Genomic DNA, 13279 nt, shown 5'->3' on the forward strand with positions numbered 1-13279 from the left:
GCGTAACAAATTCAATTTCGTAACAATATCATTCTTTCATTTTCAGTTTCGTTTAGTTTCATCCAATCCATACATCTCGTACTTCAAATCACAGAACAACACTATATATTGTTCTTTAGCACTGCTACATTATAGCACTTCAGAAACGTCCGGAAAGCACACAGCGAAACGGATATCCACCTCGTTCTTATCTTTCATCACCGAGTTCACTTCGTTCCCGATATAGCGGGCCGGCTTCTCGATTTTTAGTAATATTTCATCACTTAAAGCTAGTTTTCTCATATAGTTCCTTTCTATTTTCATCTATATTTCCTATTTATCAGCAGAAAACACTGCGTTTAATACTCCCCATAGTTCACACAAGGAGATACAATACATTGGATGATCCAATTGACACTATTATATACATTTTAAGGAAGAACTTCAAGCAAATATCTTTTGCCAACTCTTCTTGCCTCAATCAGAAAGGCAGGAGACCTCTGATTTCCTGCTTAGTAGAGTTCTGACTATTAAATTTTAATTAATCTATCCATTGTACAACCTGCAATGGATACTCTTAGTTTCATCTATAACACCAATTCTTTTCCCACTAAGATCTTCATTTGAAAAGTGAATTCCTCTTGATCAAACCGGTATTCTTTCTGAAGACGGGGACCACAACTGTTAGAACCGATTCCATTTTGTGCATAATCAAGGCAGACAATGGTGCTACCCGACTTTTCCAATTCAAAATTGTGGGCTTTTGCTGTCAATTCTTCCTGAGTATAGTAAGACACATTAAAAGAAAATGTTGTTGGGGAGACTGCCGCAAATGCTTGATTTCCTTTTTTCAGTACCATGTAATCACAATCCGTGTGGCTTCCATTCTCCTGAGGCCGAATATAATCCTCATGCTGTTCCTCTACGGATGACTCATAAAGACCATGACTGCAAGAATGATATTTATCCCGGTAGCTCTCATGCGGACCAAGTCCATAAAATCGAATGGTCTCATATTCCCCTTTCAGAAATAGGCGGATACCAAATCTCGGAAGTTCTGGAAATTCTGTGTCTTTTCTCACATGCATTTTCACAGAAAATTCTCCTCTACCGGAAATCTCCCACATCACATCAATCTCCAGGACTTTTTGTAATGCCACCGCCGAGACAGATAACCTGCTATGGATCTGCACCTTTTCTTCCTGCATTGTCCACTCTGTTTTGTACGCTCTAGAGTGGCTCCGATCATATCCTGCACGAATCCATTCGTCTTTGATCCTCCGGTCATTGTCCGTAGGTGCTCTCCAGATATTTAACTCCATCGGAGCATCAAACTGTTCTTTTCCGTCTATAGTCACCTGTTCAAACATCCCCGAAAGCTTATTGTAACAGTATAAAAACTGATCTGTCTGGATCAAAAGCAAACGATCTGTCTCTGAAACATGTATCGATCCATTTCTCTCCTGCATCGCTAAGAGTGCCGCCACCTGCCGATTTTGTCCGTCTTCATTCTTCAAAAGAATCTCATCAAATCCAAGGCTGCTGTTCTCTTCCATCAAGTTCGTTCCACACTTTAAATGGTAGCCTATTTTCAAATAACATTTTCCACTTTCCGGAACAGTTATCGGAAGAGAAATCTTGCCTTCCATGCGTGGCAGGATAGACTCCTGCAGTATAACTTTCCCTTGTTCCGTCATGATTCCATCACATGTCACTTCGTAGGTCAGAAAAAGATAATCTTTCAGATCCACCGCATTCATATAGTTTTTCAGACAAAGACTGCCGCTCTCCTGCTCAAATGAGACCACTCTCGCCGGACGATATACATTCCAATACTCCTTCAAACCTGTATGTGGTGTCCGATCTGGATACACCAGTCCATCGACACAGAAATTTCCGTCGTGTACTTCTTCCCCAAAATCACCACCGTAAAAGTACATTGTCTTCCCATCTAAAGTTTCTCCGCGATACACTGCATGATCACACCATTCCCATACAAATCCTCCGCAGAGCTTGTCATACTGATCAATCTTGCGGAAATAATCTTCGAGATCCCCTGGTCCATTTCCCATCGCATGGCAATACTCAATCAATAAAAACGGCTTCTCCGGATTCTGCTCCATATAGGTGTCAATCTCTTCTAACTCCGGGTACATTCTGCTGAAAATATCAATATTGCTGCAATCATACGTTCTCTTCTCACTTTGATAAATTGAACTTTCATAACAAGTAAGCCTTGACGGATCAAACTGCTTTGTCCATTTTAACGCCTCCTCAAAGGTACATCCATAAGCGCACTCATTTCCCATCGACCAAATAACCACGCAAGGGCGGTTTTTCTCCCGATGTACGCAAAGTTTTGTGCGGTCTACTGTTGCCAAAATAAATTCTGGATTATCTGCAATCCGCTCATTCCAACGCCTGCTTGCATTCTCCCAGCTAGAATCCTTCAAATACTGAGCTTCCGTTCCATGGCTCTCATTATCTGCCTCCCCAATTACGAAGAATCCGTACGCATCACAGAGCTGATAAAAATACGGTGCATTCGGATAATGACTGGTGCGGATCGCATTGAAATTATGCTGCTTCATTAACTGCAGATCCTTTTTCATCTGTGCTGCCCCAACGACAAAGCCCGTTACCGGATCCGAATCATGTCGGTTAACCCCTTTAAATTTCACCGGTGCTCCATTGACATATATCACTGCGTCTTTGATACAGATTTCCCGGATTCCCACCCGGTCTGTGATGACTTCCCCGGCACTCTTCAAAACCATTGTATACAGATATGGCTGTTCGGGATTCCACAATTTTGGTTCTTTAACCGAAAGGATTACCTGATGTGTATAGCCACTCTTCTCCGACTTCGCAAACATTCCACAGGCTACTTCTCTATTTTCCTCATCACAAAGCGTAACCTTTACCGGCACTTCCTCTCCAATATAGCTTGCCCGGACAGTAACAGTTGCATCCGACCTTCCCAATGTAGTTGTTACAAAATAATCGTAGACTACATTTTCCGGTCTTCTTAACAGATAGACATCCCGGAAGATTCCGCTCATGCGAAATTTATCCTGATCTTCCAGGTAAGTTCCATCGCACCATTTCAAAACAAGTACCGCAAGCGTATTTTCTCCGTCAAGCAACACATCTGTGACATCAAATTCACTTGTAGCATGAGAAACCTGGCTATACCCGACATACTTTCCATTGATCCAAACATAAAAACAAGAGTCTACCCCTTCAAAATTCAAATAAGCTCTTGGTATATCTGCCTGTTTTTTGTAATCAAATTTATACACATATGCGCCACATGGATTTTCCTGGGGTACATACGGCGGATCTAATGGAATCGGGTATCGTACATTGGTATACTGATGGCTATCATAACCATAATTCTGCCAGTTTCCCGGTACCTCCACCTCCCGAAAACGATCAAGATCAAATCCCGGTTCATAAAATCTGTCTTGCAGATCATAGAGACTTTCAAAATATTGGAATTTCCACCTTCCATTCAAACAGATTGTTCGGTCGGAAGAAAATCTGTCTTCCACCAACGGTCCCATATTGCAGGAAGCCGGTATGTAATAAGCTCTATACGGCATGGTGTTCTCATGCATAATTTCTAAGTCCTCGTAGTATTTTGGCACTAACATCACAAAATTCTCCTTTACCTTTCTAGTTTTTCTCTTCTTTAACGTGAGTTTATACTTTTTCCACTGTTTTGTCCATACACTCTAGTTTGAAAAAATTTCTTATTTTTCTTCCTTCTTCTCCTCTTTTTTCAGAAAAAGCATACACCCTGCCGAAGCAACCGGCACAGTCAACAGACATGCAATCGCGCTGAAAAGCATCGCAGACACTCCCTGAAATAACATTTTGGAATTTAAAATTACTTCTGCCGTATATTTCACATTTTTCAGATAGAAAAAGAGCAGTAAGGAATCTCCTAAGTAAGCGAAGAACAGCGTATTCACCGTAGTCCCGATAATGTCTTTCCCAATCTGCAATCCCGAATGATAAATTTCACGTCTACTCATATCTGGTTTGTGCAAAATCACCTCGTACAAAGAAGACGTAATCGATAACGCGGTATCCAGCACTGCCCCAAGGGTGCTGAGCAATACCATACACACAGTAATCTGAAGCATGTTAATATGCAGATTGGTATTGTAATAATACATCACATCTTCCTGGATTGCCTGTATTTCATTTAATCCACCACTTCTTGCATCCCACAAAAGCAGAAAAATTGCTGCAAACAGTAACAGGATAACTATCCCGGTTGCTCCGAACGCAATCTCTGTCTTCTGATTTTCCCCATTTTGTTTTACCAGTGTAATATAACTGATCAGACCGGCTGCAATTCCAGTAATGATAAGAGGTGAATGCCCGCCTGCCATCAAAATGATCGCCAGTGACAATACCAGCAGATTTCCTGCAAGAGACATAACAGACACTGCTCCCCGGTCTCCACCGATCACCATCATCAATCCAAATAAAATCAGCGCAAGTATTCCTATCATCATCTTTCATTCCTCCGATCTTTTCTAACTTTGCAGGTTTTCATAAAAACTGAAGCAAAAAGTATCGAAACTGGAATTGCCAGTACAATTCCGATACTTTCTATCAGAAAGCAGCAGATCTCATATGGAATATGCAGACGAAGGATCGTAAAAAAATCTACGTCATTGTTCATTCGAATCAAAAAGGTCGGAATCTGACTGCATGCAAATACAAACAAGAGTACATTCATCATTGTTCCCATAATATCATAACCGATCTCTCTTCCTGAACGGATCAGCGCCCGCACAGAAACAGATGGATTCTTCCTCGTAATTTCTCCGAGCGCTGATGAAATCGTCACAGTGACATCCATAATCGCTCCGAGTCCTGCCAACATGATTTCTGCACGAAATAATTCTCCTGGATCATCCATACTTCCAAGATATTCCATCGAAGAATAATCAAGCCCTCCGGTATACCGTACTGTCAGATCAAAGATTCCCATGATCAGCGCTAAAACACTCAGCGTAGATAACACTGCCGCCCACGTTTTCTTATGGAATCCATTCAGGATCACAAGAGGTATTACCGCAAATAGAACTGTCATAAATCTACAGACAACAAGCACTTCTCTTCCTTTCAGGAACCCTGTAAACCCAAGGAAAAAAATTCCAAAATTTGCCACAACCGTGAGGATGGTAAGCATCCCTTTCTCCTTCGTAACCGCAAGCAGAAGGAAAATAAGCGCCCCTGCAAGCACTGCCAGGTGGGTATCCCTTTTCAAACTTTTGATCGTTCCTTTCAAAGAGTCTCCCTCCAGAGTAACGAGTACTTTATCTCCCTTTGCATATTTTTGATCCAGTACCCCGGAATAAGAATATTCATTGTTCAGCCGTACTGTCTTTCCTTTTTTTTCTCCGTTCAGCAAAATTCCTTTGATGTTTTGCGTATAATAAGGTTCTCTCCCTCCCCGAACATCTTCTTCCTTCCTGCTTTCCTTTGTATGCACTTCCGTAATCTTAACAATAGGTGTCTGATATACCCACGCATCATTTGCCACAAAAAGAAGCAGGCAAAAATACAATAAGATTGCAGCAAAGATTCTTTTTCTTCTGACAGACACATTTTCTTTATTTTTCTTTTCTTCCCACATCACACTTTTTCCTTCATGATCACTTTTTAATTTTTCTTTATCGTATTCAGTTTTTCACTACTTGTCAAGTGGCAGCTAAAAACCTGTCTTTTTCTCAAAAATTTAGTGGAGAGTGTGATCTGATGTCATTCACACTCTCCACTATTATTTAAAACAATTATTTTTCATCTTTCTTCTTTTTTACAAAGCTGATCGCAACACAGGCCGGACCAACATGTGTCCCGATGATGCCACCTACCGGATACAGGTGGTAATTTGTCAGACCATACTTTTCAACAGTCTCTTCCATGAACTTTTCCCCAATCTCCTTATCGGATGTATATCCAAAATAGACCGGTTCCTTCTCATCGATTTCATAGGATTCATATTCTTTCCACAGATACTTCACGCCACCCTTTCTTCCGCGTGCCTTCCCTAACATCGTCAATTCGCGATCCTTCAGTTCAATCACAGGTTTGATCTGGAGAACATTTCCTAACACAGCAAGTGCTGCCGGAATCCGACCTCCCTTTTTTAAATAGGTGAGTGTATCTAACATGCCGCATACCGTGACGCGCTTTTTCAAATCCTCTATCGCCGCAACAATTTCTTCCATCTTTTTCCCTTGGGCGCGCATATCTACCGCCTTCTGTACCAGAAAACGCTGAGTAACAATCGCCTGCTCAGAATCAATGATCCAGATTTTCTCATATTCACTCATCTGTTTTGCAAGATTTGCTGCGTTGACTGTCCCACTCAATCCGCTGGAAAGAGTAATCACAAGCACTTCCTCATTTTTTTCTTTTGCTTCTTCGTACAACTGCAAAAATTCCTCCGGAGACGGCTGACTGGTAACCGGAAGTTCCTTCTCTTCAGCAAGCTTATCAAAAAAATGGATAAAATCCTCTTCTGTTTCTAATGGAAAATCTCCATCTGAAAATTTTGTCTTTAACCAGACAATCCGAATGTCCATCTCCTCTGCTTCCTGCTTTGTGATATCCGAAGCAGAATCTGTAATAATCATCATTGTAAAATTTCCTCCTTCAACAGATTGACAACCTCTGTCTGATTTTCTAAAATAGATGATACAAATATATCAAGTAAACAATATAGCATATCTGCAAAAAAAATCAATGCAGAAACTTACAAATGAAACAAAACAGGAGATTTTGTATCTATGAAAAGAACCCAACGCACAAGAGATTTTCTAAAGGAATGCATTGCCGATTCGCTTTTAAGACTTCTGCGCACAAAGCCCCTTGAGGCAATTACGATCCGTGAGATCACTGAACTCGCCAATGTCAGTCGTGTCACTTACTATCGGAATTTCACTTCCAAAGAAGAAGTCATTGAATTTAAGCTGGACAAACTAATGACAGACTGGATTGAACACGAAAAAACAATCCGTAATACTTCTGCCTGTGAACTTGCAATCCGCTTTTTCCAGTTTTTCTACTCCATCCGGGATATCGTTCAGACTCTGATTCAGGCGAAACTATCACTTTTGCTTCTCAACGCACTGATCATACGCTTTGGTGACGTTTTTACACAAGACTGTGCCGAATATTATCGCCAGATTTTCATCTCCTTCGGACTGTGCGGAGTGATTCTTACATGGATGGATACCGGTATGAACGAGTCTCCGGAAGAAATGGGAAAAATCGTCACGGAAACATTTTTCCCGCAAGAACAGACTTAACTTACTTTAAGAATTCTCCCACCGGTTGCTGATATGTAATTGCCTCTATGATTTTTGCACTATCGTATGTTCCAACAGAAGTTTTCTCATAATCGATCCCCGCAAAAATCAAAAATAAAATCAGACTGACACAAACACGCAGCACAAAGGTAGAGCGGGGCAGTGCCTCCTCTTTCTCATAAAGTTGATGATACGCTCCCTGACAACGCGGATGGATTGCCGGATTGGATGTTCGTCCACTTCCATATAGATTTCTTGCTTGTGCAAGTAGTTCTTCTCTTCTTTTTTCTGTCTCATTCATGCGAGTCTCTCCTCTCCGTCCCGACATGTTTATAGTTGCTCCTAAAACAGCGGGCATACACTTCTTTTATAAAGTGTATGCCCGCTTAATTTCTGACAGACCAGTCCATCTGTTATCTCTCCGCAAGTTCTTTAATAATATCTTCCCACTTCACGCCTCGCTCAACCATAAGTACCATCGCATGATAAAGGAAATCAGAAATCTCTCCTTTGATTTCACCCGGGTTTGGGTTCTTTGCTGCAATGATCAATTCAGTTGCTTCTTCCCCAACTTTCTTAAGAATCTTATCAATTCCTTTGTCAAACAAATAGTTCGTATAAGATCCATCTCTCGGATTTTTTTTGCACTCAAGAATCTTCTCATAAACCGTTTCAAACACTTGAAGCGGATTCGTGCCGTCATAATCCGTACCAACAAGCGGTTGGAAGAAGCACGTTGCATTCCCGGTCTTACATGCCGGTCCGATCTGTTCTACTTTTGCAAGCAAAGCCTCCTTATCACAGTTGATCGTAAGTGCCTTCACATACTGATAATGGCCGCTTTCCTTCCCCTGTACTTTGCTTCTTTTCGCTTCTCTGTCATAATAAGTCATCTTTCCGGTTTTGATTGTATTGTAAAATGCCTCTTTATCCATATAGGAAAACATCAACACTTCTCCAGTCTTATAACTTTGTGCGATCACAGGAAGAAGCCTCTCCTCATTGAGGTGAAACTCTGAAAACTCCATCATGCTCTCGAACGAAGTCATTTTGATATTTTCCTTGGCGCACTGCTCTTTAAATGCAACAAAATCCATTGTTGTCCGGCTTACATAAGCGCCGGAAAGTCCTTTCACCCCCGGACATTTTAAAATCTTAAACAGTTCTGACTTCTCATTCGTATCTGTAAGCACCACACACGGAATATCTGTCACGTTCATGACCGAATCCAAATCCAGTCTGTGCATAAATAAAATTTCACTGCTGCACTCTTCGATCAAATGCTGTTGCTTAAACAGCGCATCAAAATCATTGAGAGAAACTGAGATTTTCTCCTTTCCAAACCTTTTTGCCGCCTCCTCGATCAACTCAAAGGAAATCGCTTTCGAGAAATTCAATACTGCCCGTTTCGCACCCGCATACAAGATTTTCTTGATATCTTCCTGCCGCTTGATATTTCCTCCCGCCACCATCGGAATGCGTATTGCCCGGCTGATCTTCTTCATAATTGCTATTGCTTCCTCATGTTCTTCGTCAGAAGAAGACAGATCGAACACAAAAAGTTCATCCGCACCATGATCACTGTAATATTTTGCCAGAGAAACTACATTTTCTGAAAGGACTTCTCTGTTGTCAAACCATTTTACCGCCTTCCCTTCATCGATGAAAATGCAAGGAATTAATTTTTTATAACTCATTTTTACAATTCGCTCCTTTATCAATTTCAGATCGCCTTACGCACAGTCTACGACTTTTTTCTCTCCCGTGTGTAAATTCACCATGATGATCTGCTCATCTCTCCTCAGATAGATTAAGCTGCCCGCCTGCTTTCTGCGCCCATAGATATGATATACCGACAGATTTTTCTTTTCTTCCCGTTCAAGCAGCTCTACTCGTTTCCCTTTTCCGCGGAACTCCTTCGCAAGAGAGATTGCGTACTTCCTCTGCTCCCGGTCAAAGAGCAGGATTATCTGCTCCGGTTCCTCCGGAATTTGGATTTTCTGTCGTATCAGTGCTTTCATCAGCTCATCTGTACCGATTGCAAACCCTGCTGCCGGAAGTTCTCTTCCGAATCTTTCCAGCAACCTGTCATACCGTCCACCTTTCGCGACAGGTTCCCCGCCTCCAAAAGTATCGCTCTTAAAAATTATTCCACTATAATAAGCATATTTTCCACACATGCCAAGATCAAATGTGATCATCTCCTGCATGTGGTACAGTTTCAAAATTTCATAAACTTCTTTTAAACGCTCCAAAGCAAGAATTGCCCGCCTGTCCGGTGCCAGCTCTCTCGCCTCATTTAAAATTTCCACACTTCCAACCAATTCTGGAAGGCGATAAAAAACTTCTCTGATCGGACGCTTTACCGGAAGTTTCTCAAGAAGTTCTCTCATACCAAGGAAATTTCTCCTTGCAATCATCGTCCGCACCTTTTCTTTGACTTCGGCAGGGAATTGTGCCGCATCCAAAAGGCTTTGCAGAAATTCCACATGCCCGACACTGATCTGAAATTCTTTCATCCCAGCGCGCTTCAGACTATCTGCCGCAAGCGCGATCAACTCTGCATCTGCCCCTGCAGTTCCATCTCCAATCAGTTCTGCACCAAGCTGCGTGCTTTCACACAATTCTCCCTGCTGACTTCCATGATTTAAAAATGTATTTCCTATGTAACACATCCTAAGCGGTACAGAATCCTTTTCAAACTGTGTCACTGCAACTCTTGCTACCGATGGTGTAATATCCGGTCGCAACGCAAGTGTGTTTCCCTCCCGGTCAAAAAATTTATAGAGTTCTCTGGAAGATACGATTCCGGTGTCTCTTCCAAATACTTCCAGAAATTCAAAGGCAGGTGTCTGAATGTCTTCATATCCATACAAATGAAGCATTTCATGCAGTTCTTCTTGAAGCAACAACTTTTTTCTGCACTCTTTTCCATAAATATCTTTGACTCCTTCTGGTGTATGCAAAATCTTCTGTCTCATAGCCATTCTCCCCTTCTCCTTACAATTTTTACTTATCTTTTGGCAGCATTTTTATCTTCCCTTATCTTTTGTACTTCTTTTTACTCTCTTTCCTCTAGATCTTTCTGAAGCGCATCAAGATACGGTACATATCCCCCTGCCATCTTTAGAAAAAAGTGCTTCGAAAGCTCGTCCCTTCGAATGCTCTTTCTGCCGCCGGTTTGCCCCCGCTCCCAAAAGCGTTCCATCTCGGCACAGCGCATATAATACAATTCATTCCGTCTACTGAAATAGATCAATAAAAATGCGACCCCATCCTGCTTTTCAAAATTTTTCATAAATTCCAGTTGATGTTCATGGATATTCTGCAATGGGAAAGTATCTGCATTACACTCCTTTGCATCAAAACAAACCGGGATCCCCTGAACTGCTCCGATATAATCCACTGTACTCCGCTGCTCAAAATACGCAAGCGTAATATGCCTGTGTTCCTTGTCAATCCGCACCGGGGTGATCGGTGTCGGTATCTTCTGAATCAACGCAAGTCCCTTCTCCAGATATCTCTCATTAGTCCTGTTGATCATATCCTCCAGCGTAGATCCCCGAAGCCCTCTGGAATTCCATGTCCCCATCAGCGCTCACTCCTTGATTCTTTGCAGATTTTTGCAAACAGCGGTGGGACGTCTGCAATAAACACCTTCTCAGACAGCTGACTGCAAACTCCCTCCATCACCGGAAACTCTAACCGGTACGCATGGAGCAGCTGCGATTTCAATCCATATTTTTTTTGATAAAAGTCGTTTAATTTTCGGTCCCCATATTTATAATCTCCGATCAGCGGATGGCCTTCTGAGGCAAGGTGTGCGCGAATCTGATGCGTCTTTCCGGTAATCAGCCGTACTTCCAGCAATGTCACACCCTCTTTTGTCCACAACGGATGATATTCCGTCTCAATCGGCTGGTCAGATGGGTCCGATGGTCTGTCTAAAATCTGCACCTTGTTAGTCTTTTCATCCTTTTTCAGCCATCCTTTCAGATATTGGTCTTCTCGGATCACTCCCTGCACAAGACATCGATAATATTTGTGGAGAGTTCGCTCTTTGAAAAGTTCTCCCATTTTCTGAAGCCCCGGAAGGCTTTTCCCTGCCACGACTATTCCACTTGTATTGCGGTCGAGCCGGTTGCAGATTGACGGACGGAAACTTTTTAGTGTTTCTTCTGAGAGTTCCCCTGCGTCAAGCAGATACGAAATCAGATGTTCCACAAGAGAAACATCACTTTCCTTTGCCTTCTGCGACAACATTCCTACTGGTTTATTGATCAGAACAACATCTTGATCTTCGTAGATTACGGATAAATTTGTTTTTGTTCTCTGAATTTTTACGCTGGAAAATTTCCGAATCGTCTCGTCTGCCAAAAACAATTTTACTATATCCCCTTCTTCCAGTTTCTCATTTCCAGTTGCTTTCTTTCCGTTGAGGACAATATTTTTCTTTCGCATCATTTTATAGAAAAAACTCTTTGGCGCTTCATTTAAATACTTTGCCAGCAGTTTATCCAGACGCTGGCCAGCCTCATTTTTTGTCACTTTAATTTCCTGCATCTTTTTTCTCCCGCTCTTTTTCAAGTCTGATTTTACAGAGAAATATTCAGAACAATGCCTAAGAGCTTCTGTTCCCTTTCCTCATTTCGCTCATGTCCCAGTGCTTCCAGTTCCCGCAGTCTCTGCAAAAATGTCTCGTAATTTTCATAAATCTTGATTGTCATTTTCTGATAGCCGTTCTGCGATAAAATCTGGGTAATATGTTTCTGGGCATATGCCGGATCTGTCTTTTTGCTTCTTGTATAACCAATCATCACATGATCAGAAACTGTCATACAGTCGATCGGCATGATTTTCTCATAGCTTGTCACAACCAGATCATAGACAACCGGAAGGGTTCCTGCTACCCGTCCGATCTCTTCTGCTTCTTTCTGTCCTATCGAATGGTACGGCCACCTCGTGATCACGCCGACAAGAGATTTTCCTGCCGGAAGACATCCTAAGACTGCAACGACAGTCAATAGATTTTTCTTCGTATGTGTCGTCAGGTAACCCGTCGCCATGATCGCGATGACCAGACCAAACATCATCGCTGTTTTTAAAATTTCTTTTTTCTTCTGTGAATCCAGATAACCTGGTCTTCCTTTTTTCATTTTCTCACCTGTCTCTGATTTACTTCCAGAAATGCTGCATCACACCAAGCACAACCTTCTGCGGCAGGACTTTTGTTGCAATCCTAGCACTTTTCATTGAAATGCCGCAAACAGACAATTTTTTACCTCTTGCCGCATCAAGTAATGCCTGCCGTACAACGACTTCCGGCTCTTTCATAAAGTTATCCTTTGCATTTTGACCATCTTCTTCCGTACGAGCTACCTCAAAAAATTCGGTGCGAACCGGTCCGGGGCACACTGCCGTCACAAAAATTCCTCTTTTTTTCACTTCCTCGCCGAGCGCATCCGAAAAACTTTTCACATACGCCTTCGTCGCTGCATATACCGAAAACTTTGGCTGTGGGCAGAATGCTGCCGCAGATGCCACATTGACAATTCTGCTGCCTGTACTCATGTATGGAAGAACTATACATGTCATATAGGTCAGCCCTTCACAATTTAGACGGACCATATCTGCCTGATCAGTCGAAGAGATTTCTTCCACTTCTCCAACTTTGCCAAATCCTGCTGCATTGACGAGCATACGGACATCTGGATTAAATTCCTGAAGCGCTGCTGCTATTTTGTCAAATGCACTCCGATGCCTTAAGTCTGCTGCAAAGATTCTTACTTTTGTCATCATCCTGCTCTCTACTTCCAGAAGTCTGTCTTCTCTTCTGGCAATGATCCAGATCTCATCCAGTTCTTTGTACAGCGATTCAATCTGTCGTACAAATTCTCTTCCGAGTCCGGAAGATGCTCCTGTTACAATTACAATTTTCATTTTTTACACTCCCCTTATCTTTT

At 42.1% G+C, this 13279-nt stretch carries 12 protein-coding genes; 1 reads left to right on the forward strand and 11 read right to left on the reverse strand.

Annotated features, from left to right (window positions below):
• Window positions 1–566 precede the first annotated feature (566 nt).
• The 4 genes from ACGG81_RS08120 to ACGG81_RS08135 form a co-directional block, all read right to left on the reverse strand.
• Complete coding sequence (locus ACGG81_RS08120; protein ID WP_390107757.1) at window positions 567–3635, reverse strand: glycoside hydrolase family 2 TIM barrel-domain containing protein; 3069 nt, start codon at window positions 3633–3635, stop codon at window positions 567–569.
• A 99-nt stretch (window positions 3636–3734) separates the two neighbouring features.
• Entirely contained in the window at window positions 3735–4508 is a 774-nt protein-coding gene (locus ACGG81_RS08125; RefSeq protein WP_390107760.1) for a YibE/F family protein, read from the reverse strand.
• Complete coding sequence (locus ACGG81_RS08130) at window positions 4505–5638, reverse strand: YibE/F family protein (RefSeq protein WP_390107762.1); 1134 nt, start codon at window positions 5636–5638, stop codon at window positions 4505–4507. Before ACGG81_RS08130 ends, ACGG81_RS08125 begins: the two co-directional genes overlap by 4 nt.
• Window positions 5639–5795: 157 nt before the next feature.
• Window positions 5796–6644 carry a DegV family protein gene (locus ACGG81_RS08135; protein ID WP_009262024.1) on the reverse strand — a complete coding sequence of 283 codons (849 nt, stop codon included), beginning with the start codon at window positions 6642–6644 and terminating at the stop codon, window positions 5796–5798.
• 150 nt (window positions 6645–6794) lie between these two features.
• Here ACGG81_RS08135 and ACGG81_RS08140 point away from each other — a divergent pair, with 150 nt between their 5' ends.
• The gene (locus ACGG81_RS08140) at window positions 6795–7316 is read left to right on the forward strand and encodes a TetR/AcrR family transcriptional regulator (RefSeq protein WP_390107764.1); all 522 of its coding nucleotides are present in this window, start codon (window positions 6795–6797) and stop codon (window positions 7314–7316) included.
• A gap of 1 nt (window position 7317) precedes the next feature.
• Here ACGG81_RS08140 and ACGG81_RS08145 read toward each other — a convergent pair whose 3' ends face one another.
• From ACGG81_RS08145 to ACGG81_RS08175, 7 genes are all read right to left on the reverse strand, one after another.
• Window positions 7318–7617: a hypothetical protein gene (locus ACGG81_RS08145; protein ID WP_009262026.1), complete on the reverse strand. Its 300-nt coding sequence runs from the start codon at window positions 7615–7617 to the stop codon at window positions 7318–7320.
• A 112-nt stretch (window positions 7618–7729) separates the two neighbouring features.
• A complete protein-coding gene (gene hisIE, locus ACGG81_RS08150; RefSeq protein ID WP_390107766.1) occupies window positions 7730–9013 on the reverse strand; it encodes a bifunctional phosphoribosyl-AMP cyclohydrolase/phosphoribosyl-ATP diphosphatase HisIE in 1284 nt (427 codons plus the stop codon).
• Window positions 9014–9049: 36 nt separating this feature from the next.
• Window positions 9050–10303, reverse strand: a complete 1254-nt coding sequence (gene hisZ, locus ACGG81_RS08155) for an ATP phosphoribosyltransferase regulatory subunit (protein ID WP_390107769.1) — start codon at window positions 10301–10303, stop codon at window positions 9050–9052.
• A gap of 74 nt (window positions 10304–10377) precedes the next feature.
• Window positions 10378–10908 carry a Holliday junction resolvase RecU gene (locus ACGG81_RS08160; RefSeq protein ID WP_390107772.1) on the reverse strand — a complete coding sequence of 177 codons (531 nt, stop codon included), beginning with the start codon at window positions 10906–10908 and terminating at the stop codon, window positions 10378–10380.
• Window positions 10908–11879 (reverse strand): RluA family pseudouridine synthase, encoded by a 972-nt coding sequence (locus ACGG81_RS08165; RefSeq protein ID WP_009262030.1) that lies wholly within the window; start codon window positions 11877–11879, stop codon window positions 10908–10910. The genes ACGG81_RS08160 and ACGG81_RS08165 overlap by 1 nt, the downstream gene beginning before the upstream one ends.
• A gap of 32 nt (window positions 11880–11911) precedes the next feature.
• The gene (locus tag ACGG81_RS08170; RefSeq protein WP_016440619.1) at window positions 11912–12472 is read right to left on the reverse strand and encodes a hypothetical protein; all 561 of its coding nucleotides are present in this window, start codon (window positions 12470–12472) and stop codon (window positions 11912–11914) included.
• Window positions 12473–12491: 19 nt separating this feature from the next.
• The gene (locus tag ACGG81_RS08175; RefSeq protein ID WP_008975321.1) at window positions 12492–13256 is read right to left on the reverse strand and encodes an SDR family NAD(P)-dependent oxidoreductase; all 765 of its coding nucleotides are present in this window, start codon (window positions 13254–13256) and stop codon (window positions 12492–12494) included.
• Window positions 13257–13279: the final 23 nt, after the last annotated feature.

The organism is Faecalimonas umbilicata (genome assembly GCF_042846195.1).
Lineage (GTDB): Bacteria > Bacillota > Clostridia > Lachnospirales > Lachnospiraceae > Faecalimonas > Faecalimonas umbilicata.